The organism is Candidatus Neomarinimicrobiota bacterium (genome assembly GCA_012964825.1).
Taxonomy (GTDB): Bacteria; Fidelibacterota; Marinisomatia; order Marinisomatales; family S15-B10; genus UBA2125.
Genome location: DTTI01000080.1, coordinates 1 through 24,978 on the forward strand (window position 1 = coordinate 1; position 24,978 = coordinate 24,978).

General features: G+C 44.0%; 13 protein-coding genes. 4 read left to right on the top strand and 9 right to left on the bottom strand.

What is annotated here, in order from left to right:
* Positions 1-4: 4 nt before the first annotated feature.
* From EYO21_08380 to EYO21_08400, 5 genes are read right to left on the bottom strand one after another with little or no spacing between them, the layout of a single operon-like run.
* Entirely contained in the window at positions 5-3,124 is a 3,120-nt protein-coding gene (locus tag EYO21_08380; protein ID HIB03818.1) for a hypothetical protein, read from the bottom strand.
* Between the two features lie 34 nt (positions 3,125-3,158).
* Positions 3,159-4,256, bottom strand: a complete 1,098-nt coding sequence (locus tag EYO21_08385) for a YncE family protein (GenBank protein HIB03819.1) — start codon at positions 4,254-4,256, stop codon at positions 3,159-3,161.
* Positions 4,256-6,349 carry a hypothetical protein gene (locus tag EYO21_08390; GenBank protein ID HIB03820.1) on the bottom strand — a complete coding sequence of 698 codons (2,094 nt, stop codon included), beginning with the start codon at positions 6,347-6,349 and terminating at the stop codon, positions 4,256-4,258. Before EYO21_08390 ends, EYO21_08385 begins: the two co-directional genes overlap by 1 nt.
* 16 nt (positions 6,350-6,365) lie before the next feature.
* Positions 6,366-8,453: a hypothetical protein gene (locus tag EYO21_08395; GenBank protein ID HIB03821.1), complete on the bottom strand. Its 2,088-nt coding sequence runs from the start codon at positions 8,451-8,453 to the stop codon at positions 6,366-6,368.
* 4 nt (positions 8,454-8,457) lie between these two features.
* On the bottom strand, positions 8,458-11,748 hold the full coding sequence (locus tag EYO21_08400; protein HIB03822.1) for a glycosyl hydrolase: 3,291 nt from the start codon (positions 11,746-11,748) through the stop codon (positions 8,458-8,460).
* A 200-nt stretch (positions 11,749-11,948) separates the two neighbouring features.
* Here EYO21_08400 and EYO21_08405 point away from each other — a divergent pair, with 200 nt between their 5' ends.
* A complete protein-coding gene (locus tag EYO21_08405) occupies positions 11,949-14,120 on the top strand; it encodes a hypothetical protein (GenBank protein HIB03823.1) in 2,172 nt (723 codons plus the stop codon).
* A 9-nt stretch (positions 14,121-14,129) separates the two neighbouring features.
* Here the strand turns inward: EYO21_08405 and EYO21_08410 are convergent, their stop codons facing one another.
* From EYO21_08410 to EYO21_08420, 3 genes are read right to left on the bottom strand one after another with little or no spacing between them, the layout of a single operon-like run.
* Complete coding sequence (locus EYO21_08410) at positions 14,130-15,809, bottom strand: amidohydrolase (GenBank protein HIB03824.1); 1,680 nt, start codon at positions 15,807-15,809, stop codon at positions 14,130-14,132.
* A gap of 9 nt (positions 15,810-15,818) precedes the next feature.
* Positions 15,819-16,910, bottom strand: a complete 1,092-nt coding sequence (locus tag EYO21_08415) for a class A beta-lactamase-related serine hydrolase (GenBank protein ID HIB03825.1) — start codon at positions 16,908-16,910, stop codon at positions 15,819-15,821.
* 14 nt (positions 16,911-16,924) lie between these two features.
* On the bottom strand, positions 16,925-18,613 hold the full coding sequence (locus EYO21_08420; GenBank protein HIB03826.1) for a hypothetical protein: 1,689 nt from the start codon (positions 18,611-18,613) through the stop codon (positions 16,925-16,927).
* Between the two features lie 121 nt (positions 18,614-18,734).
* On the opposite strand from EYO21_08420, the gene EYO21_08425 reads away from it, so the two are divergent.
* Genes EYO21_08425 through EYO21_08435 form a run of 3 tightly spaced genes read left to right on the top strand, consistent with a single transcriptional unit; the run spans position 18,735 to position 21,789 of the window.
* Positions 18,735-19,214 carry a cupin domain-containing protein gene (locus EYO21_08425; protein ID HIB03827.1) on the top strand — a complete coding sequence of 160 codons (480 nt, stop codon included), beginning with the start codon at positions 18,735-18,737 and terminating at the stop codon, positions 19,212-19,214.
* Positions 19,214-20,059: a class I SAM-dependent methyltransferase gene (locus EYO21_08430; protein HIB03828.1), complete on the top strand. Its 846-nt coding sequence runs from the start codon at positions 19,214-19,216 to the stop codon at positions 20,057-20,059. The genes EYO21_08425 and EYO21_08430 overlap by 1 nt, the downstream gene beginning before the upstream one ends.
* A complete protein-coding gene (locus EYO21_08435; GenBank protein HIB03829.1) occupies positions 20,056-21,789 on the top strand; it encodes a thiamine pyrophosphate-binding protein in 1,734 nt (577 codons plus the stop codon). The genes EYO21_08430 and EYO21_08435 overlap by 4 nt, the downstream gene beginning before the upstream one ends.
* A 15-nt stretch (positions 21,790-21,804) precedes the next feature.
* On the opposite strand, the gene EYO21_08440 is transcribed toward EYO21_08435, so the two are convergent.
* On the bottom strand, positions 21,805-24,945 hold the full coding sequence (locus EYO21_08440) for a DUF5107 domain-containing protein (protein ID HIB03830.1): 3,141 nt from the start codon (positions 24,943-24,945) through the stop codon (positions 21,805-21,807).
* Positions 24,946-24,978: the final 33 nt, after the last annotated feature.

The following is a 24,978-nucleotide window of genomic DNA, read 5'->3' on the forward strand; positions in this document are numbered from 1 at the left end:
CAGATTAATCCCTGCCATAAGTTGCCTGTTTAACTGAAACCTGCGGAAAATTACGAAACATGTCATTTATCTCAGCAACCTCATTTGTGACAATGTTATTGTACCGGATCACGACAGCTTTAGTCTCTTCATCAAGCACACCTAATCTTAGCATCTGCGGTTGAGTGGGACGTGCCGTGGTACCATCAATGGCCCTTGCAAGTGATCTAATTTCTTCTCTTAATCTTGGTCTTTGACGATAAGAGAGACCATTAATCGGCCTTTTTAGGTCGGTATCTCGGAATTCTTTTATCAATTTCATCGTGGAATTGATTTTTTCTTCAGCGACAGAAACATCTATATCGCCACTAGATCCACTTGTCACTTTCTTTTTGAGTTCTTTCATTTGGCTCATCATTTTGTCTGTGCCGTTCAGCACAGTATGGACTTTTGACAGAAGGTCTCTTAATTCAAGCCCAGCTTCCAACTGCCTATCTAAATCACGTCTTGTTACTTCAATCCGTGGATCCGCCATTACTTCAACTTCCACCATGGCCGTTTTATCATTTGCGGAGATCAAAATTCCGTAAGTTCCCGGGGCCACTTTTGGCCCCGTATTTCCTCCACCCCAGCCGCCTGTGACGGGTCTGGCAAGTGATACTGAACCATCATAACGAAGATCCCAGGCAAGCCGATTCAGCCCTTTCTTTGGTTCATTCACCTTTAATTCACGAACCTGATTTCCCTGGCTGTCCGTTACCATGATGGTAACAGTGTCAGAGGAAGCCTGTTTTAGATTAAATGTAATAATGGTGCCATAGGGAGGATTGTTGGCGCGATATGATCTTTGTCCCTGACTAGCATCCATGCGAGACATTTGCCAACGGTAAGCGACCTGGGGTTGAAAAATGTGAATACCATCGCCACCTGCTTTTTCCATTTCTTGAAGAGGGGTAATATCATCGAGAATCCAGGCACCTCGGCCGTGTGTGCCAATAACAAGATCGTTTGCAATTGACTGTATCTTGATATCTCTCACAGAAACTGGCGGAAGATTATTCATGATAGGTGCCCACTCTTTCCCTCCATCCCAAGACGCATAAATGCCGTGTTCCATCCCAGCGTAAAGAAGGTTAGAATTCCGGGGATCTTCACGTATCACCTTAACGTAATCATTTTGAGGAAGACCCCGGCTGATGTTCTCAGACCGCTTACCAAAGTTGGTCACCTTAAATGCCAACGGTCTAAAGTCATCACTTCTGTGATGATCTACAGCAATGTATGCTGTTCCGGCGTCAACTTGAGAGGCGTCTATCTTTCCTATCCAGGAATTTTTTGGCATTCCTTTAATACGCCCTGTTATATCCGTCCAATTTTTGCCCCCGTCAGTTGTGATATGAACATTACCGTCATCCGTCCCTACCCATATAACCTCTTCCTGAACAGGTGACTCAGCAATAGTTAAAATTGAACAGTGAAATTCTGCGGCAGTATTGTCCTGGTAAATTTCACCACCGGAGGTTAGCTGTTTACTCTTGTCATTGGTAGTCAGGTCAGGGCTTATCACTTCCCATGAGTACCCTTCGTCTGTTGTTTTAAAAAGGACATTGCCTCCGAAATAAACGGTTTTAGGATCATGAGGTGAAATATGAATTGGAGAGTCCCAGTTAAACCGGTACTTGTGATCCTTAATGGCATCACCGGCTGAGCCTGTAATTTTCGGATATGGGTGGATCGTTCTTGTGTTACCAGTATTCATATCCTTCTGAAAAATGACACCGCCCTGGAGGTTGGAATAGATGATGTTCGATTTACCAGGCACGGGTACAGCATAATAGCCATCACCGCCCGTGATATAATTCCAGTCATCCTTTAGAATGCCCGCACTGTTTGTCGTTCTGCTGGGCCCGCGCCAAGTCCCATTGTCTTGTAGACCACCAAGAACATTATATGGATTTTCGTCATCTACAAAAATCTGATAAAACTGAGACAACGTAACATTATTGACAATATCCCAATTATCACCAGCATCGTAAGATACCTGGTATCCTCCATCACTGCCACTGAGCAAGCGCCTGGAATTGACCGGATCTATCCAGAAAGATTGGTGATCACCATGCACACCCCCGGCAATTCGCTTAAATTCTTTACCGCCATCCGTGGATTTATAGAGTCCGCCTGAAAGTGAATACAAATGATCTGGGTTTGTTGGGTCAACTCTTATATCGCTGTAGTAAAACGGTCGAAAATTGATTCTGGCATCATCATGCACCTTTTTCCAGTTTTCACCACGATCGTCTGATCTAAACAGAGTTCCCCCACCTTTAAATTCAGTAACCAGATAAACAATATTAGGTTCACTCTGTGCAACCTGAACACCAATCCTGGTCATAGGGCCATCAGGTAATCCGTTATGGATTATTTCCCAGTTTTTCCCCCCGTCCATGGTTCGATATAGGGCTGTTTTCTTGCCACCACCATCAAAACGCCACGGTTTTCTGCGAAATGTCCACATACCGGCATACATGATCCGTGGATTGCTGTTTTCCATGGTAATATCTGAACAACCGGTATCCTCATCTATGTAGAGTACTTTCTCCCATGATTTACCACCATCATGAGTCATAAAAACACCCCGTTCCGGGTTTGGGCCCCATTCACGACCCAGAGCACATACAGACACTGCATCAGGATCACGAGGATCAACAACTATTCGCTTGATCCTTTCTGTCTTTTCAAGCCCCACTTTCTCCCAAGTCATTCCTCCATCGATTGAACGATAGACGCCCCTGCCGTAACCAACACTATTACGAGGGTCACCTTCACCTGTACCGACCCAGAGTACATTCGGATCAGAGGGTGCCACAGCAATGGCACCAATGGAGTAAGCATCCTGGTCATTGAAAATTTCTTCAAAAGTGACACCGTTGTTTGTGGTTTTGAAGATTCCACCGTCTGCTCCACCTACATAATATGTACTGGGATTCCCTGTCACCCCCTCTATAGCACTCACGCGTCCCCCCATGTTAGCGGGACCAATATTTCGCCATGCCAGGTCACCAAGTAATGTCCGTTTTTCAGATTTCGCCGAAATGGCGATTGTAATGAGCGAAAAAATCAATAGTGATACTTTAGTTAGTTTCATTGCTTTTTCTCCTTATCACCCCATTGAAATGAAGTCAATTCTCCATCTTCCAGAAAATAATACCTCCCGCCTGTTTGCCGATGTCGGCCTGATCTACCAGTACAAAGGATGTGAGGTCTATGACATCCACGGACCCGGGTTCAGCACCAACACCCTCAACAGAAACGAATGCAAACTTGTTATCCGGAGAGATAACCACTCCGTGACTCACCCTCCTTGTATTATTGATCCTGGCAAGCTCTTTACCTGAATCTATATCCCAAATCCCTGTCTTGGCAGCTGACTTGTATGTCACCACCAGCTTTTTACCATCTCGACTCACTTCGCAGTTATAAGGACCTTTATCAGTCTGGAAACGACGGGTGATCATCCATTTCTTGACATCAACTTCCACCACCTCATCAGTGCCGTTATTAACTACATAAAGAAATTTGTCATTGGGATGTGGGTAGACCCAGGTTGGCTTTTCCTTCGGCATAGAATGGGCTCCCATTTTGTGCGTCATACCACCCATCTTTTTCATGTCATGTTTCCCTGTTGAAAGTGTACGGGTTATTACCATCCTCATGGCGTCCAGTTCATATAGCTCACCGGACATCATGGCGACTGAGTAGTGCTTCAGACCGTTATTAAGCAGTCGGGAACCGTGAGGCATTATACCTGTTTCCACACGATCAATTTCAACCATTTCCTCAGGGTCAACAATAGAGATTGTACTTACTTCATCATGACCCCCATGCAAATTGAAATTCACCACATAAAGCAAACCGGTAGCCGGAGATACCTGAAGTGTCGCAGGGAATAGCCCAAGTTCCACCCTGTCAACCATCTCATCAGTTCCCGTCCTGTATTTGTACAAATGGCCAAAAGGGATACCGTGTGCCATGGTAAGATACCAGAATTCACCATCGGGAGAGATATTAATACCATGAGGCCCCTCAATATCAACCGGCCATACACCAACTGGGATTCGCTTTTCCACATGTATTTTTTTACCGTCAAATCGTATCAGAGCAACTTCATCTTCAGATTCAGCAGTTACATAAATGTAATAGTCTCTACATAGTGATGATGAAATAAAGAATATTGTTAAAAGAAATAAAACACTAATCCCTCTGTTTAATCTTATCATCAGTCTGTTTCTTTTTTCTCCTTATCAACAAATTTGACCGCATACAGACCGCTATTCATATCTGAGAAATAGACCAGTCCTTTATACGGTTGAGGACCCCAAGCGTTGGGTGCATTGGGGATATAACCGTCAGGTGAGTAGCCATGAAAGAAAGCGATCTCTCTCCCTTGTTTGTATATATCTCCCAGCAATTCACCGGAAATATCTACTACGCGTAATCCTCCCTGGTAATAAGCGGTGTAGAGTGTATCTCCTTGAACCCATAAATTGTGGGATCCGGCCTCCGGAACTTGGTAAAGAGCCACTTCTTCAGGATTATGGGTATCCGTCATATCGATAAAGTGAAATCCTCCGCGGGGATTGGATACACGTCCCATGGATTCAGCATTTGAATCTCTAAAAGGAAACCATTCATCACCCATGATCACAAAGAATTTTCCAGTGGATTCACTCAGGAAAGGAAAGGCGGCATGATTCCTGCCTGTCTGATCCTCCTTGTAAGAAATTGAAACTGGATTTTTAAAATTACCTTTTCCAGCGATCTGGAGAAGCGGATTTGACTGAATCATGGGAAGATTTCGCTCAATGAAAGGAAGACCTCCCACGTCAACCATTTGGACACCGTCCGTCCAGTTGGACGTGTAGGCAATCCCGTCTACCACCCATACATCATGGATTGAGTGTCCGGGAGTTTTCAGTTCAAAAACAGAAACCCGTTCAGGCTCGCGAGGATTTTCAATATTAATAATATCAAACTTGCGGCCGTTATTGACAGCAAAAACATGATTCTGATAAACAAATACATTGTGAACTCCACCAGTCAGGTCATCATTATATTCTGATAGAATTTCTACATTGTACGGATCTGAAACATCCAAAATGACGATACCGTTCTTGCGGTTTGATGCTCCTTCCCGTGAGATGACACATACTTTCCCATCTTCAGAAACTTTCACATCATTTACGGTTCTGGCATCTACTGTAATGGTGTCAATAGAAACAATATTTGATGGATCAGTGACATCCCAGAAATAAGCCTCGCCATTGGCTCCCCAAGTTCCCGTAACGGCAAAATCTTTACCCGCATGTTGGCCTACCCCGGGCCATACCCACAGATCAGATGTAGCCACAGAAGACACAAGACCATGACCTACCAGTTCCATCTCAGTTCTTACGTCGCGAGGTACCACTTTAATGATTTTACTTGCTGTGTATCCTCCGGTTGTGGCACGAACTGTAAATATGCCGGCAGTTTCAGCAACAAATTTCCCAGTTTGAGTCACTTGAGCATTGGCAGGCAATCCTATACCGTAGTCCGCCACACCTGTCCACGAAAATTTGACCGGAACATCTGGAACAGCTTTTCCTGACCTCGTGAGTGGAGTTGCTGTAAAGTGAATAACATCTCCAGTCCGGGCATCTTCAGCAGGAGAAGATAGGGACATGCCCCTGACCGGATTAGAAATGATGCGGATATTATGTGTGGCAGTGATGTTCTCCACGGATGCCTCAACAGTGATACGCCCCATAAGTTTAGCCGACAAATTCCCGTGCGGATCAAAGTCGGCTACCCTCGGTTCACGAGATTTAAGTGTCACAACGGCATTTTTCCTTTCCAATCCTGCTTCATCATAGACTGTAGTTTTAAAGCTAACAGTTGTACCCTCGTAAATGGTCTCGGCTGGATCCACAAACGTGACAGATTTCAACGGAGGATAGGGTATTTCCACAGGCATGGTACCTCTAACGCGGTCTTCTCTTTTTCTTGTTATGGTACGTGCATTAAGCTCATGAGACCCCGGCCTGAAAGCTTTCACTTTCACCACAGCAACACCCGATGAATCACTTAACCTAGGATAGGTGGTTAGAGCTCTTCGCCTGCCATATATATAGAAAGGATTTTCAACTATTGCACCCTTGTCATTCATGAGTGTAATGCGAACTCGAGCAGAATCACCTACCTCGATGGTAAGCTCTTCAGGTTCAAAGGTGAAATAAAGCGAATCTTTCTCAGATTCTTCCGATGCTTCTTCCTGTGCAAAAAGATTACAAGAAAAAATCAGAAATAAAATCGAAGTGATGTGTTTAGTCATGATTTTGTCCTTTTAGTTAATCGATCTCTTTTTTCTCATCCTCGGAAACGAGCCTGATGGCATAGAGACCACTGTTCATATCGGCAAAAAAGATAAGGTCTTTGTATGGCTGTGCACCCCAAACCATGGGTGCGTTGGGTAAGTATCCATCCTTATGGGATGATAGGAAAAATGCAATCTCTCTCCCTTGCTTATAGAGGTCGCCCATGAGTTCACCGGAAATATCAAGGAAACGAAAACCACCTTGATAAAACGCGGCCATGAGAGTATCACCCTTAACCCACAAGTTGTGTGAGCCAGCTTCCGGTACTTGATAAATAGCCACTTCCTCAGGATTGTCTGGATCATTAAAATTTACAAAATGGAATCCGCCCCTCGCGCTGGATGGTTCATTTTTGTTTGCGTTGAGCCCAAACGGAAAATCCTCATCACCGCCAATAATATAAAAATCTCCTGTCGATTCACTGAGGAATGGAAAGACTGCATGATTCCGGCCCGTGGGATCTTTTTTATATGAAATGGGTATCGGATTCGAGGGGCTTCCCTTTCCCGCTCTTGATAAAAGCGGGTTTGCCCGTATCATGGGCATGTTACGTTCATTAAATGCCAGCCCACCCACATCAACGGCATGAACACCATCAGTCCAGTTGGCAGAATAAGCAATCCCGTCAATCACCCACACATCATGTATGGAGTGACCCGGTGTTTTCAATTCATAAGTACCAACACGATACGGGCTGCTGGGATCCTCAATGTTGATTATATCGAATTTTCTTCCATTATTCACCGCATATACATGATTCTCATAAACAAATGTATTGTGCACACCACCCGTCATATCATTATTGAAGGTGGACAGGATCTCCACATTAAAAGGGTCAGACACATCGAGTATCACAAAGCCATTTTTTCGGTTGGAAGCTCCCTCTCGTGTAATGACCCCAACTTTACCATCATCGGAGATCTTTACATCGTTTACCGTTCTGGCATCAACCTTGACTGTATCGATAGTCTTCATATTCTCAGGGTCAGTGACATCCCAGAAATAAGCGTTTCCATCAGCGCCCCATGTCCCTGTCAAAGCAAAATCCTTCCCCTCATGTTTCCCTATGCCCGGCCAGATCCACAAATCTGAAGTATAGACATCTGGAACAAGACCATAACCCACTAGTTCTACCTCTTTTTTGACATCTCTGGGGACAACTTTGATCGCCTTCTGAGCCGAATAACCCCCAGAAGAAGCATAGATTGTGTAAAGTCCTGACGTCTCCGCCACAAATCTGCCATCCTGGGAAATCTGACCCGATGCTGGCAGTCCGATACCGTAATCAGCAATGCCAGAATAGGAGAAGTATACTGGAGCATCTTTCACTGTTCGTGAACCCCGGGCCAAAGCCGTCGCCTTGAAATGAACTACATCGCCTGTCCGTACTTCGTCAACCGATGATGAGAGTTCCATTCCCCGAACAGGGTTCTTGACAACTCTGACATCAACAGAGTTGGTAACATTGTCTACTTGTGCTATCACCTTCACTCTACCAGTGGATTTTGCGTTCAGATTACCAAAATCGTCAAATTTTGCAACAGAACTGTTAGTGGTTGTAAAAGTCAAATCTGTTTCGTCGCGTGTCAAACCAGCATCATCGTAAACAGTCGCCTTAAACTGCACAGATGTCCCTTCATACATCTTAGCAAAGGACTGATCAAATTCAATTCGGGCTAGCGGTGGATACGGAACTGTTATTGGCATTTTATCCTTCACACGGTCAAGCCGTTTAGTCGATATACTCCTGACGTTTAACGAAAGATCTCCAGGCCTGTAAACTTTCACTAACACATTAGCGACTCCTGTGGAATCACTGATCCTTGGATATACCGATACAGTACCCCTTTTTCCGCCGTGGATATAAAATGGACTATTGGCAGATTCGCCCTCATTTTTCAACAACCGAATAGTGACCACGGCAGAGTCACCCACTGACAGATAAAGTGAATCGGGGTCAAACTGGAAGTAGAGTGAATCGCTTGATTCTTCGCTCTCTTCCTGGGAAAAAAGTATTGTGGCTGAAAATGTAACAACAATAAATACTTGGCTCAATCTCATTATATTATCTCCTTGAATCACGGTTTAGTTGTGGAATTCTTCCGGGTGTATAGGGTGCGCCAACTCTATCCAGTTCATTTTCGATTGACACAATTTCTCGTTTAAAAATCTGCTGAATCTCTCTCAGAACTGGCTCTAGCTCTTCTCTTGCAATCTGATATCCATCGCGATGCGTCTGAGTGGGAGCAGATGTGGCACTGATGGTACCATACACAGCACGATTGATCCGATCTGAGATAGATAGCGAACGATCGATATCCAGTCTGGAGGAAAGCCTATCACCATAAAGAGAGATTTTTATATCATTCAGACGTGATTGAATGTCCTGAATATCCGATAATATATTGACATTATCTCCTTTAACTGATTTTGCAGCCACCCTCATTTTATTAAGACGATTTTCTATATCATCAATAAGATTTCCGACAGCTCTCAAAATCGATTGCAGATCACTCACCTTTTGTTGAAAGTCAGCCAAATCACGTCGATTTTGAGTTTCCAGCGTCACATTGGCCAACGTCACAACATTAAAGGATACAGATTCAGTAAGTTTAGTTTCGATACCGTCAACAATTTTGGACATAGCGACCGTGTAAGTGCCAGGAGCAACATACGTACCCATTGCCGGTTCTTCCTTGTTTACATCACTTTCGGTAATTGGTCCTGGGGACGAATATCGAAAATCCCATTCCACTTCATGGACACCTGAAGAAGGGCTTTTCTGAAGACGTCTAACCACCCGACCAGCATTATCTTTCAAAGTAAACTGAAGCTTGGGCTTCAACTCCATATTTTGAGCTCTCAATTCATCCAGGGATGGATATTTGATGTCACCGCCCTCTTTACGAATTTCATCTTCTTTTTTGCGGCGTATTGATTCAAGGGTTTCAATATCATCTTTTAAATAATACTTGAACGTAGCAGCTACATTTGGATTTTCTGAAGTAAAAAAACTTGCACCTTGAAATGACTTTCCACTGCCACCAATTCGGGTACTTTCCATAAAAAGAAGAGCATCCTTTACCGGAAACAAAATAGCTTCCTGTTTCATTTTTTCCTCGGAGAAAGATCGAAATGTCGAGTAATCATCCAGGATGTAAAAACCACGTCCAAAAGTACCCAAAACCAGATCATCTTCTCCTCTGTGTATTGCAAGATCTCTGACGGCAATTGTTGGCAACCCACTCTTTAACTGCTTCCAATGTTTTCCACCGTCTACAGAAAAGAAAACGCCAAACTCTGTTCCAGAAAATAAGAGATCTGGATTTTCGTAATCTTCAGCAATAGAGTAAATACTTCCTCGTTTAGGAAGATTAGATGAGATCGATTTCCATGTTTTCCCTTTGTTAGTACTTTTTAGTAGGTACGGTGTGAAATCACCCCTCTTGTGATTATTAAATGCGGCATAAACCACATTTTCATCATGTTGTGATGCAATAATCATGTTGACATAAGTCTTATCAGGCACACCCGGAAATCTGCTTATTTTTTTCCAGGTTCTTCCCCCATCCTCTGTCACATGGATCAGTCCATCATCACTACCTACGAACAGAAGATCTCTGTTAAGGAGAGATTCATGAAAAGCCACCAAAGTTCCATACTTTGAGGTGGATCGGTTCTTTTCAATAGCTTCAAAACTCCAGACTCGTCCCATAACTTTCAACTGATTTCGGTCGATCTGCCTTGTCAAATCTTCGCTGATCACCTCCCAAGATTGACCTCGATCATCAGAGCGGAACATTTTATTAGCCGCGAAATATATTCGTTCCGGAACATGGGCACTCACATGTAATGGCGCATCCCAGTTCCAACGATAGGCATCTTCTCCACGACGAGCTCGAGGCTTGATATCGACCCTTTCACCAGACTGTTTGTCGAATCTGTAGAGGTTACCGTACTGATATTGGCTGTAAACAATATTAGCATCATCAGGATCTATCTGTGATTCAAACCCGTCCCCACCAAGTGTGACAAACCAATCATCATTCGTAATACCGTTTCGATTCGTAGTTCGTGATGGGCCGCCCAAGCTCCAGTTATCTTGAGTTCCACCGTAGACATTGTAAAAAGGAAGATCGTTATCAACGGCAACTTTATAAAACTGAGTAACAGGCAAATTTGCTTTAAAATGCCAGTTCAGAGCATTATCAAATGTTTCATAAATACCACCATCGCAGCCGTTTAGCATATGATCTGGATTTTCCGGGTTTATCCAAAGTGCGTGATTGTCTACATGTTTATCTTTTTCACCCAAACGTTGAAATACCTTCCCACCATCGTAGGAAACCATGTTGTAAGTGCTCATTGAAAAAAGAGTATTAACGTCAGTTGGATGTGCAACAATTTCCTGATAATAATTTCCACTGGTCACATAATCACTCATCTTTTTCCAGGAGGAACCCCGGTTGGTTGATCTGTATGTGCCCTGCTGCCCATTCATGGCTTCAACAATAGCATAGATAACGTCAGGGTTGGCCGGTGAAACGGCCAGACCAATTCTGCCCATAACTGTTGAAGGAAGACCTCTTTTCAGTTTTTCCCAGTTAACACCTCCGTCTGTTGTTTTATACAGTGCTGAACCAGGGCCACCACCCACCAGTGTGAATACATGTCTCCTACGCTGATGAGCCGCTGCATAGAGCACATCTGGATCTCTGGGATCCATAATGAGGTCAGTCACGCCTGTGTGCTTATCAAGCTCCAACACAGCTTCCCATTTATTACCACCATCTGTACTTTTGAAAACGCCTCTGTCTCCGCCTTCACTCCAAAGTGGACCGATAGCCGCAACATAAATCAAATCAGAATCTCTAGGATCAATAATGATCTTGCCGATATGTTCTGATTCTTTAAGTCCCTTGTTTTCCCAGGATTCCCCGCCATCACGAGAAAGGTAAACACCATCCCCATAAGCAACACTACGCTGATTATTGTTTTCTCCTGTTCCCACCCAAACTGCATGAGGATTATTGGGATCAAGAGTTACACATCCTATGGAATAGGAGCCCTGCCCGTCAAAGATTGGTTTGTATGTAACCCCGCTATTAACTGTTTTCCAGACTCCGCCAGAGGATGTTGCTACATAATATTCATGATAATTATCGGGATTAACTGCAAAATCAGAAATCCGGCCGGATGTTAATGCGGGTCCGATTGTTCGAAACTTGTATGCACTTAAAGAAATATCATCCAAATAATAGTTACTTCTGGAGTTTTCATTTTCATCTTCACTAGCAAAAAGAAACGAGAATAATATTAAAAAGGCAAATAATCCAAAACGCTTAAAGCATTTCATAATTGTATCCCATATAAAAGTGATCACCACAAAGCGTTGGTTAAAACCAAAGCTTAAGTGATCTGAATATCTTTTTCAGCCTCGAGCCGATTATCCGGAAATGAATCCGGGATTGTAAACCGTGCTCTGAATATAGGAATATTTTAGATTAACCGCCTGTCAAAACAGGAATTTATAAACAGATTAATAAATCCTTTGAAATGCTCAGATTACTGATTCTTACTGTCTCCTTTCCCCTAATCCTATTTTCGAATGGGACGGGAGATGACCTCATTGACCCAGTTTCATTTCCCCGTCCATCCATTGAGGCCTTAAGAATCAGTGAAGAGATCACTGTTGACGGTTACTTGAATGAACCTGCATGGATGCTGTCAGATTCAATTACACAGTTTTTCCAGACCAAACCTTATGCTGGTGCACCAGCGACTGAAAAGACTACCGTAAGAACAATCTATGATGATAAATATTTTTATGTATCCGCCATCTGTTATGATAGCAATCCTGCAGGAATTATCGCCACCAGCCTGGAACAGGACTTCGATTCCCAAAATACAGATGTATTCGGTTTATCGCTGGACACATTTTATGACCGAAAGAGTGCTTTTATATTTCTTTTTAATGTCAATGGTGCTATTAAGGATCTTTATATAACAAATGATGGGGCAGGATACAACCCAAACTGGGAAGGTATCGTACACCGAAAAACGAGGACCTTTGAAAAAGGGTGGCTAATTGAGATGGCCATTCCATTTACCACCCTTCGTTTTGACAATAAACAGAAAGAACAGAATTGGGGAATCAATTTTCTTAGACGTATCCGGCGAAAGACCGAAGATGTCTATTGGTCTCCTCTTCAAAGGCATGAACGACTACTCAAGATCTCAAAAGCTGGGACACTAAATGGCCTAAGAGACATTCAACCATCCAGGAATCTTGGAATCAAACCTTCTGTTGTTAGCGATATGAGTTTGGGAGAAAACAGTGTGGCATCTGGAGAAATTGGTCTTGATGCAAAATATGGGATCACGCCTAGCTTGACTCTGGATATGACCTATAATACAGATTTCTCACAGGTTGAGGCTGATGATGAAAGAATTAACCTCACAAGATTTCCTATTTTCTTTCCAGAAAAGAGAGACTTTTTCCTTGAAAATGCCAACATTTTCACCTTTGGTGATATAAGCAAATTGGATTACAGGATGGCCCCAAACAGGTACAGTAGAGAATTTTTTCTTTTTAATTCTCGTCGTATTGGCCTTGAACAGGGCGCAGTAATTCCCATTATTGGTGGAGGAAGGCTAAGCGGGAATATCGGAAATTATGAAATAGGTGCCCTCAATATGCAGACCAAAGGAACAGACTTGGTTGATCCAACCAATTTTGGTCTTTTTCGTTTACGCCGAAAGATTCTTAAACAGTCCAATGTAGGATTCATGATGATCAACAAATCCTCCCCTGTTTCTTCAGTGAATCAGAGTTACGGGGTGGACGCCAATTTTCAATTCTTTAGATATCTAATATTATATGCCTATCATGCAAGGACAAAGGAACCGATTCCGTCAAATCAAAACAGTGCCTCAAGAGTAGCCATTGCGTGGCGAGATCAGTTCTGGAATACTTCCTTCTACTACAAGCAAGTAGGTGAATCATTTAACCCAGAAGTGGGATTCATACGTCGGACTGGTGTGAATGAAGCTTACGGCACCCTTGGTATCCACAAACAGCTGAGAGATCATCCTGTCTATGAGATCAATCCATATGTTGAAATCAATCAAATAGAAAAACCTAACTCAGAAATCGAAACCCAAACAGTGAGTATGGGCCTGGACTTTATCTTTGCGGATGGTGCCCGGATGATGAACAAAATCATCAAAAACAGAGAAGGTGTTTTTTATGCTTTTCCTCTCTATGGCGTGATGATTGACACAGGCGATTATAAATTCACCAGCTATTCTTCCTATTTTATTTCCAACAAAAGCCGTCCTGTTTCAGCTACCGTTGGAATATCCGGAGGCAGTTTTTACAGCGGGACACGCAGATCTGTCAATTTCAATACTGAATTTAGAATAGGATACCGCTTTTCAATGCAATTGAAAACACAGCGCAATGAGATTAGCCTCCCAGGATCAGACTTTACTGCAAACACCTATTCTGCCAAGATCAAGTACAATCATTCAACCACACTACTCAATACACTTTTCATTCAATACAATGAAGCAGACAAAAAGCTAATAGCGAACGCAAGGATAAACCTGATCCATTCGCCATTGAGTGATCTATTTGTCGTTTATTCAGAAGTACGGGATATGGAAAACACAAACGATAAAGTAGGATATATAGCTATCAAGATTACCAAACTGTTTGGTATTTGATCTTTCCTTTTAAGCTTCGTAAACCGTCTTCCCTCCCACAACTGTTCTCATAACACCAATATTTTTGATATTATCCGGTTCAGTGTCATGGGGGTCTTTTTCCAGCATAACAAAATCGGCCAGCTTTCCTTCTGTGATGGATCCTTTCAGATCTTCTTCAAATGAAGCAAAGGCACCGTTGATTGTGCATATTTTTAGCGCTTCAGAAACCGAGATACGTTGGTTCGGGCCCCAGATTCGGCCATCAAAGTCCTTCCGGGTTACCATACTTTGTATGGCCATAAGTGGTTCGTAAGGTCCCGGTGTGTAATCAGATGCCCCCGCTACCGGAATATCATAATCAAGGAATGAGCGGTGGGCAAACATAGACTTCATCTTCTCTTCACCATACTCCACCCATTTGTTTCCGTGATAGTGTACATAGGTGTAAAACGGCGTAGGTATTGATCCCGTTGCTTTAATCCGTTGCAACAGCAGTGGATTAATAAGGGAGCAGTGTTCAAGTCTGTGCCTTACATCCGGTCGCGGCCATTTCTTAATTACACGCTCATAAGCGTTCAGAACCATGTCGATGGTAATGTCTCCGTTGGCGTGAATACCCACCTGGAAACCGTTTCGATGAGCGTCTTCAACCGCTTCATGGATCTCTTCCTGAGTCATGGTAAGAATCCCGTAGTCGTTGGGCCTTCCTTCGTAAGGAGTACTCATACGCATGGTACGCTCCGAGGCGGAACCGTCAGCACCATATTTCACACCGCCAATTCTGAGATTCGTATCACCGTAGCCTGTATAGAGTGCTGATTCTTTCAAATCGTTATACAGTTCATCACCGCGTATCATCATATAGACGCGAAACCGCATCTCACCAGCTTCAAGTGCGTCTCGGTATGCAATCATATTGTTCCTGCTGCAACCAGCATCGTGTACAGTTGTCAAGCCAGAAGAGGTCATCAGTTCAGAAATCAGTTTTACACCAGCTTGTCTCTGTTCTCTTGTGATTTCAGACGGGATCAGTTTGGTAATCATATAGTTCGCCCGTTCAGCAACCCGACCATCAAGTTTTCCATCTCTCCTATAAAACTTGCCATGTTTCGGATCGGGTGTTTCAGCTGTAATACCCGCCAATTCAAAGGCTTTACTGTTATACCAGGCTGTATGTCCGCCCCGGTGTCGTATATGAACAGGATTGTCAGGTGCCGCTTCATCCAGATCTTCCCGTCTCAGTTTTCTTCCATCCTTGACTTTAGTATCATCGTACTTGAAGCCCGTAATCCATTCTCCTTTGGGCGTATTTTGGGCGCGCTCGTTAATGGCCTTCTTTATGGCATCTATAGAACGTAAATCACAATTAACTGATACAAGTTCAGAAACGCCACCTCCGGCTGGATGTGAATGGGAATCAATAAACCCGGGAACAAGGGTCATCCCTTTCGCATCGACAACCTTGGTTTTTCTCGTAGCAAGATTCAATATATCAGCATTAGAACCGACGGCCATGAAGCGGTCACTCTTAACGGCAAAAGCTTCTGTTTTAGGTATTACTGGATCCGAGGTATATATCTGCCCATTATGAACAATCAAATCAGGTACACTACCGACGCTGTTGCCTTTACCAAAATAAAGGACACCCGCCGCCATACCCATTGCTGCCGAACCGCCGCTGATTAAAAATTCTCTTCTTGAAATCATTTGAACCTCCTATTCCAAAAAGTGTTTTGAAACATCCAATGATAACTGTCTCAAAGAACCTCCAGGAGCTGAGTTCACTAAGATAGCAATAACAAACTCCTCTTCTGGTATTAAAATAAGCATCGCCATTCCCCCAACTGATCCCCCAGAATGACCGACCCATCTCCCCCCACTTTCCGTTTCACCCATTCGCCACCCGAGACCATAATTGGTACTCTCTCCATCTGTGGTAACCATGGATGTTTGCCAATAACTTATGGTCTCCTTATTAAGGATTGTTTCATCAAAATGAGCAAGCCCAAAAATAACCAAATCTCGTGTATTTGAGACAAACCCTCCACCTGCCCATTTGTAGCTGTTGTCAACATATGGCGCCTCTCTCCTAATATTAAAAAAATGGAAATCAGCAATATTGATTAAAGGTCTAATATTATAGAAGGTAGCGAGGTTCGTCAATGAAGAGTCCCGATGCTCAGGTGAGATGCTGTACAAACCCAAGGGATTGAAAACATTTCGCTCCATAAAGGTTAGAAAATCCTGTTTTGCAACATTTTCCATGATGGCGCTTACCAGATTCCACGCATAGCTGCTGTAACTATACCCAGTTCTAGGTTGGAACAAGAGTGTATCAGCAGAAAAGATTTCCAACCCGGCTGTAACTGAAGGATAGAATTGATTATTGAGCATTTCATCTCCGCGGTAATGCCGAACTCCCGCAATATGACCCATCAATTCACGTGTTGTAATGGGCCATCTTTTCTCAGGAAAGCTGGGAACATACTTTTGCACAGGAGCATCAAGATCCAGCAGTCCTTTCTCATACAGGATAGCCACTCCTGCAGCAGTTACCGTTTTGGAAACACTGCCGATTCTCATACGCGTATCAGGGGTTACCGGTTCACTATTCCCCTTGTCAGCGTAACCGAACCCTTGAGACCAGACTATTCTTCCCTTGTTGGCTACTGTTACAGAAAGCCCAGGAATAAAATGTTTTCGCATGAATTTTCGTATCGTTTGCGCCGCTTCCTCAGTCGCTTCGTTAATGCCAGCAATGAGCCCGGATGTTAAGGCAATAATTATCAGAACTGTTTTAAACTTCATCTTTAAAACCGTTTCTAACGCTCTCTCCAAGTAGTGATGATTCTTCCAGGTAAAGCACCTGTGGGGTTTCCCTTGTCGATAACAAACTTACCCGAGACTAGAACATACTCCATACCTTCAGGATATTGATGAGGCTCGAAAAAAGTGGCAGTGTCTCGGATCTTTTCCAGGTCCATGATCACAAGATCAGCAACATTTCCTTCTCTAACTAAACCACGATCCTTCAACCCAAGAACCATTGCCGGAAGTGACGTCATAGAACGAACCGCATCTTCAACTGAAAGGACACCTTTCTCCATAGCATATTTTTTGATTTTTCGCGGAAATGTTCCATAAAAACGGGCATGGACAAAACCGTCCTCAGGAAGAGCTAATCCTCCGTCTGAGGCTGTCATGACCCAAGGCTGAGCAGCATAGGTTTCTACATCAACTTCAGACATGGAAAAACCGCGTAGTCTCCCGCCACCTCGTCGGTCCTTATCCCCTTGCAAGGCCAGCTGAATGGCCACTTCCACCGGATCCTTTTTCATTTCTCCAGCCAATGCCCGAAGTGTTTTTCCGACATATTTCTTTTTTGGATGATCCATCACAATAATATTCTCAGGCCCGCCTCTTCGAATGATCTCAAAAGCGATGTCCCCTTTTAGAATTGCCAGGCTGTCCTTGTTTACCATAACCCGCCTCAGTCCCTTTTTGTGATCTTCACTGCTAACCCAGCCCGGGATGAGCCTGGTATTGCCGTCACTGCCGGATGTATTATAGGGGTACTGGTCGGCCCAGATGTTGACGCCCCTGTTACGCGCCCGCTCAATAAGATTGACCGCACCTGATGATGATCCCCAAAAATCGGATCCCCTAGCCTTGATGTGAGTGCAGACGCAGGTGACGCCGGTAGCTTCAGCAATTTTGATTGTTTCGTTGACTGACTCCAGAATTCCGGCCTGTCCCTTAGGTTCAGGTGAGCTTGGAAACCACCACATGGGCCCCTCTCCAGATCCCCTTTCATGTTCCACAAATACACCGTCGTACTCCTTTAGAACACTTACAACTTCGATCATCTCATCCGTATGGCTCCAACGCCCAGGGACGTATTCAAGCCCGGCTGACATTCCTGAGGCACCTTCTTCCATACCCTGTTTCAAGAGTTTTTTCATTTGCTTGATTTCTTGAGATGAAGTTTCCCGCTTGTAGTCTTCACCCATGGCAAGAAAACGGATAGCACCGTGACCAACCAATAAAATTATGTTGGGACCGAGCCCCCCCTGGTTCAGTTTGTCAATCTGATCAGATATTGGCCAACCGCTCCGACCGTCCTGATTGGTAACCAGGGTTGTAACCCCTTGAGCCACCATATTTTTCCCAGGGCGAAGTTTTTTCTCCCGCTCTGGATCAAGATTTCCGGCGTTTATCCTATCATCGGGAAATGACCTGAAGCTGTCATAAGCATGAGAATGTATATCGATGAATCCCGGAGTAATGGTGAGTCCTCTAACATCCACCACTTTCTTTGCTTTCACTTTTGTTGCAATGCGCCCTACATAAACTATCCTATCTCCGGTAATCCCCACATCAGCATAAATCCATGGATTACCGGTCCCATCAATAACACGGCCATTCTTTAAAAAAAGATCGAATTCCTCGGCTGAAAGAATCGAGAGTATAAAAAATGATACAGTAAAGATCCGGTTGAAATTCTGATTCATCCGTCCCTCCCCTTTTGTTCTGAAGTTAATGAACGAGATTCACTTTTTCTTTATTAAACGCAACACAACCGTTTAATGTCAAACTCATTAAATTCGCCAGTCTATATCTAAGGGAGCAATCATGACAGACTATAACAAAACTAATTTACCTTTAGACACTTTGCCAGAATGGCTTACCTGGCTTAAAGAGCCTCTGGAATTAAGTGGTATAGGTATGACAACTTTCAATCTCCCCGCCGGAAAAGGATACACCTTTATGCACAGCCATGAGGAGCAAGAAGAGGTCTACATCGTACTTACCGGAAAAGGGGTCATCCAGCTGGAGGATGAAGCTGTGGAAATGTCAGCCGGAGATTTTGTACGCGTTTCACCGCCCGTTCGAAGAGCCATCAAAGCTGATAGTGAATCGTCCATGGCTGGCATTATAGTAGGGGGTGTTCCTAAATCTGGCTATCCTCGATACAAAGGTTCCAGTTCACTGATAGATGACGGGATTCCGGACTGGGACAATCTCCCGCCCTGGTGCGAGGGGAATGAAAAGATTGTAGAGATCAACAAGAAGCTCAAAACACAGCGGGAATCGATAAAGGCAGCAGAATAGTGACAAGATTGGAAAAGGTAGACTCGAAAGAGGTTGGTCTGGAAATTGGTCTACTGATGGCTCGTTTTTTTTTCAACTCGGAGGACCTCCATTTCGGATATTGGCCTCAAGGATGCCCTACGGGCTTATCTTCCATCCCTGAGGCACAGGCAAGACACACCGATCTGATTTTTTCCCACATTCCTGTAGGTATCGATAAAATACTTGATGTAGGTGCCGGCTCTGGGGAACTGGCGAAAAAACTCGTCCATAAAGGATACAGTGTAGACTGTGTGTCTCCCAGTTCATTTTTATCAGATACAATCCAATCAAAGCTTCCTCCTGAATCCACACTTTACCGGACAACCTTTGAAGCTCTTCAGACAGACCATCGGTACGACCTGATTATTTTCAGTGAAAGTTTTCAATACGTAAAGATTCAGCCAGGACTTTCGCAGTGTGAGCATCTGCTTAACCACAACGGACACCTTCTCATCTGTGATTTTTTTTCTCTTGAAACAGGCTCTAAGAATCCCCTGCGAGGAGGGCACAAACTATCAAGATTTCTTGAAACTGTAGAACAATTTCCCTTTGAAAACATCACCGATTTGAATATCACTAATGAGACTGCCCCTACCATCGGTATACTTGATAAACTTCTCACTGAATTCCTCATTCCCAGTAAAGAGCTTTCAGCGAGATACCTTATTTCCAATTTTCCCACAGTAACGAAACTTTTGAGGTGGAAACTGAAGAAAAGAATCGCAAAGATCAATCGTGTTTATATGTCCGGCCAGATAACCGCGGCGTCCTTTATTAAACACAAATCATACCGACTCTTTCTTTACCGCAAAACATCAATATGACTGAATCAACCCGGCATGGCGGGCATAAAGTTGCTGACGTTCTCCTAAAATTTGGTACCGAGCATATTTTCACTCTGTGCGGCGGCCATATCTCCCCTATTCTGGTGGCTTCTAAGGAGAAAGGGATATCAGTTATCGATGTTCGACATGAAGTCACTGCGGTTTTCGCAGCTGATGCGGTAACAAGACTCTCTGATAAACCTGGTGTTGCAGTAGTAACAGCCGGACCAGGCCTGACCAATACCATTACAGCAGTTAAAAATGCCCAAATGGCTCAATCACCTGTCATCCTTATCGGTGGCGCCACGGCCACTGTTTTAAAGGGTAAAGGAGCCCTTCAGGATATTGATCAGATGGCCCTGCTACGACCTCACGTAAAATGGGCCGGTTCAGTTAATCGTGTCCGGGATATAGATGCGGTTATAGATAAAGCATTTGAACAAGCCTATAAAGGGGTACCGGGACCCGTTTTTATTGAATTCCCTGTGGATCTTCTTTATCCAGAATCGGTGATCCGAGAATGGTACGGCCTAACTTCAGGGAAAGGGAGCAATCCCTTAGAAAAATTTTACCTTAATTGGCATCTCAAGAGACTTTTTGGTGATAATGCTCGTTCAGACTTCTCACACCAAGAGATAACTGCTCCACAGCCGCGGCAGGATCACGCACAAAAAGCTGCCAGAATGGTTGAAGCTGCTAATAGTCCACTCATGCTGGTGAGCAGTCAGGCAATGCTGTCGGCAGAGGCTGTGCCAGCGCTACGGGATGCTATCTTGAAACTGGGAATTCCTACCTATTTAAGCGGAACGGCTCGAGGACTTTTGGGACAAGATGACGGTATTTTCTTCAGACACCGACGATCGGATGCCCTGAAACAGGCCGATCTCATTATGCTTGCGGGAGCTCCCTTTGACTTCAGACTGGCCTACGGGCGAAAAATTCCACGGTCTACCCCGGTAGTATCCATCAACAGAAGTAAGCAAGATCTCAATTTGAACAGGAAACCGGACTTGGGCATTCTGGCCGATCCGGCCGTGACTATCCAGTCCATTGCTGATATCAGTAAAAAAAACAGCGGTGGCTGGGAAGATTGGTTAGTTCACCTAAAGGAGTTGGGGAATGAACGGGAAAAAGAAATTGAGCAACAAGCTGTGGAATCTACAGGCAATTTGAATCCCATAAATCTCTTGAAAAAATTGGATAGTCATCTTTCAAGAAAAACAGTGTTAGTGGCCGATGGTGGCGACTTCGTCGCCACTGCTTCATACATCGTCTCTCCCCGGGGCCCACTGGCTTGGCTCGATCCGGGCCCTTTTGGAACACTTGGCGTTGGTGCTGGATTTGCTCTTGGTGCGAAAATTTGCCGGCCCGATTCTGATGTCTGGATCATCTATGGAGATGGATCAGTAGCCTATAGCCTTGCTGAATTCGACACATTCACCCGCCATAAACTTCCCGTTATCGCATTGGTAGGAAATGATGCAGGCTGGGCTCAAATCAAACGGGAACAGGTAGATATATTCCAGAATGATGTTGCCACTTTACTTACCCACACAGATTATCATGTTGCCGCCGAAGGATATGGCGGAAAGGGATTTTTATTGGATTCCATTGAAAACCTGGAAAAGGTTTGTAAGGACAGTCTGAGTATTTCGCGAAGCGGTCAACCTGTACTCATCAATGCTATTTTGGGAGAAACAGATTTTAGGAAAGGTTCAATCTCTATTTAACATTATGTAATTAGTTCAGCTGATTATCTCAATAATTTCTTTAAGTAGCTTCAGCTCAAAATTCTGGAAGAGATTGGAGTGTGACCGTTCGAGATCCTTTATTTTTTTTATATCAGAAGTGATTATTGCGCTCACCCATTGTGATTCTACAGATTTCCGTGAATCAATTATTTTTTCGATGCTTGCTGCCGCCTCACTCTCTCCTTTCGTCATCAGAACAATATATCCCAGATAAGTTCTGAGAAGATTCGAATCTGGATGCTCTCCAGTATAATCCATAACAACCCGGTACGCTGCTTCAGAATCAGCCTTCTGCCCCAAACGCTCATAACTGACACCAAGTAAATAATCCTGAAGACGCTCATCGGGATCATAGGGCCTACCTAAACCGAGATTCTCAGGCCATTCTTTGCTCTTTATCAGCGCAACAACAGCATCTGAATACTCACTTCGTTTCATGTGATCCAAGCCCTTTTTGATTAAGGCCCATTCGTAAAACTGTCGGCTGAAACGGGAATGTTCTGAAGGAAGCACCTTCGATGATCTCAGCAGTTCCGCAGCATCATTATGTTGACCTGTAAACAAGAGAGATCGGGCATGTGTTATCTCTACATTAAAATTGTTCGGAAATCGCTTCATGGCCTCTTGAGAAAGTCCATAGGATCTGTCCCACATATTATTACTCTGATAATACTGGATCACGTAAAGCCATCCTTGCCACAGATTGGTGTCTAATTCAAAGTAACGTTGTATATCATTCTCAATATTAGTTGTACCAAGATCTTTGTTCAGTGATACCCTTGAGATGTAAAATGGCCCATAATCAGGCTCATTTCCGAGTGATTCCATCAGTCTGATCGCTTCGGCATTCCTTCCTTTTCCCCAGAGGTTCAGGGCCAGGTAATAGACAAACTTCCAGTCATCACCCTGTTCAACGGTCCACTGTAATACGGGAATGGTCTCTCGCCTGTAGGGAAAAATAAAGTCAGGAGGGATTGCCCCAATAGCTGAAAGCGCATCTTTATCCTCCAACAAATAGGAAAGCCAGAGCAAAAGAAGAGGATTTTCTTTCTTGAAACGTGCTTGTTCAAGCAATGTCACTGCTTCATCCTTAAACCCTCTATTGTGATAGGAAATGGCCAGTTCAAGGATGGTTTGTTGAGCAAACTCATTTTGGATTAAATCTATAAATGAACTCCAGGTATTTGTGGATGATCTAAGAAACCACTTTTCAAGATTGGCAAAATGATGCAGAGGATCAATCTCCAGCAGCCTGGATAGATGCTTTTCAGCTTCCTGTTTATCCCCCCTCTTTCTGGCGGTAAGGGCCAGCACCTGTAGTGCTGATGTATTTGCGTCATTGTAAGAAATCGCTCTTGTGGCGTAGATCTGAGCAGAATCATAATTCTTTTCCAAAAGAGCGATTTCACTTATTTGTGTATAGGCCGCTGACCGGTATCCAACGGATCGTGCCGCCCAACCGAAGGATTCTTTCGCATTTGTGTAATCGCCCACAGCCCTGTAGAGATTGCCGGCCATAAAGTTCACTTCCGCATCATAAGTGTTGAGTTGAAGAACTTTAGAAACAGCATTCAAACCTTCAGGATACTGTCCACTTCTAAAATAGAGATCTGCCATCCCTTTTAGAGCACCCGGGTGGTTCGGACTGTCGGCCAGGACCAGTTCAAAAGCTTCCCGGGCCATCCCGTAACGCCGGGCTTTCAGATATTCCATCCCTTGATTGACCGTTCTTTCCGTTTTAGGAACACCGGCTAATACTTCAGAGTCTGTTGAAAAGGGGCGCTTCAGACGAAGACTCTGCCGGTCAGATCTGTAGTGTAAATTCAATTCATTGACTTTTACTTCATAAGACTTTTCACCAAGAACCGAAACAGAGAAGTCCTTGAGCACCATAGGATAGAATGAAACTTTTTCTTCTAACAGTTTCCGCCCATCACTGAAAACTTCTACCTCACCTTTCTTCTCCTTAAAAGAGTGAACTTTAACCCGGATCACATCGCCCTCTTTTTTAACACCCATGGCACCCAATGATGATGCTTCATCCATCCCTCCGGTTCCTTTTAGCGGAAACCAGGTTTCGCTCCAACTGTCTGAGGAATGCGGTTCAAAGCCTGCTTTTTTGATTGGATTAACATGGTCTGACGGTGAAAACTGAACAAACTGTCTTCCGGCCTGAAATTCGATGTATTGTCCGTCTGTATCAGTGAGAAGGTCCTCCCAAATCCCACCCTGCCTGGAAAGCGCCCACAACCAAAGCTTCTGACCCGGCATTTCTTCATAAGGCGCCCAGTGACCAAAACCGTACTCGGCATCATGGTAGTATCCGCCAAAGAAGTCTTTTTGTTCGCCTACAACATGGTATGACTTGTGACCCTCAAAACGATTGTTATCATAAAAAGAAAGGTCCCTCCCTTTATTATCAACCGGCCAAGATTTCACCTCACCGCTATGTTTCAAATATTGATTACCCGGAAATACAACCTCAAGATCATCGCGGGCAAATGCGGCAGCGGTCATCCAGTTGTAGTAGGGTTGAGTATGAGCTGTTGGGTTGTACCACAACGCCTTTGTTTCAAAACTGGAACGATCCTTTTGAAGATTGATTTCAACACGCCAATGAGTCCTTGACGGCAAGTCCATAGAACCCACAATAACAGACACGCTGCCATCGGAATTGGTGCGCGTCGTATAGTCCACAGGTGTGGCCGTAGAAGGGGTATGCCCGATGACACCAAAATTGAATTCAATACCCCCAGATGTCCACGGTCCTCGTAGGGCGATATTCCGAAACTTCATCACCTCATTACGATAGATGAACTCTTCCCCATTTGATTTGTCTATAGCACCCCACACCTTGCCCCCAACTTCCGGCAGGACAGTTACCTCGATAAAAGGATTCTCAAGTTTCAACACTTTCCATTCTTGAGATTTGCCTTCATGACTGTAACCATCGAACGAGTGATAGGGATATAATCGACTATCCTTCACAAGCATAGGTATGGGATTGGGGTCTGAAAAAGGGTAGGTTTTTATACTCCTCGTTTCTTCACTGATACTGACATCCATTTTGTCGCATCCGATTACAATAATTGACAGTAAGGCAATGATTTGAAAGTTGATATTGAACTGTTTCATTTGTTCAGTGTAATTATCTCACATCCGAGGAAA

Excerpts from the sequence above, each read along its gene's own strand:
- EYO21_08380 (HIB03818.1), bottom strand. The coding sequence starts at position 3,124 with ATGAAACTAACTAAAGTATCACTATTGATTTTTTCGCTCATTACAATC.
- EYO21_08385 (HIB03819.1), bottom strand. The coding sequence starts at position 4,256 with ATGATAAGATTAAACAGAGGGATTAGTGTTTTATTTCTTTTAACAATA.
- EYO21_08390 (HIB03820.1), bottom strand. The coding sequence starts at position 6,349 with ATGACTAAACACATCACTTCGATTTTATTTCTGATTTTTTCTTGTAAT.
- EYO21_08395 (HIB03821.1), bottom strand. The coding sequence starts at position 8,453 with ATGAGATTGAGCCAAGTATTTATTGTTGTTACATTTTCAGCCACAATA.
- EYO21_08400 (HIB03822.1), bottom strand. The coding sequence starts at position 11,748 with ATGAAATGCTTTAAGCGTTTTGGATTATTTGCCTTTTTAATATTATTC.
- EYO21_08405 (HIB03823.1), top strand. The coding sequence starts at position 11,949 with ATGCTCAGATTACTGATTCTTACTGTCTCCTTTCCCCTAATCCTATTT.
- EYO21_08410 (HIB03824.1), bottom strand. The coding sequence starts at position 15,809 with ATGATTTCAAGAAGAGAATTTTTAATCAGCGGCGGTTCGGCAGCAATG.
- EYO21_08415 (HIB03825.1), bottom strand. The coding sequence starts at position 16,910 with ATGAAGTTTAAAACAGTTCTGATAATTATTGCCTTAACATCCGGGCTC.
- EYO21_08420 (HIB03826.1), bottom strand. The coding sequence starts at position 18,613 with ATGAATCAGAATTTCAACCGGATCTTTACTGTATCATTTTTTATACTC.
- EYO21_08425 (HIB03827.1), top strand. The coding sequence starts at position 18,735 with ATGACAGACTATAACAAAACTAATTTACCTTTAGACACTTTGCCAGAA.
- EYO21_08435 (HIB03829.1), top strand. The coding sequence starts at position 20,056 with ATGACTGAATCAACCCGGCATGGCGGGCATAAAGTTGCTGACGTTCTC.
- EYO21_08440 (HIB03830.1), bottom strand. The coding sequence starts at position 24,945 with ATGAAACAGTTCAATATCAACTTTCAAATCATTGCCTTACTGTCAATT.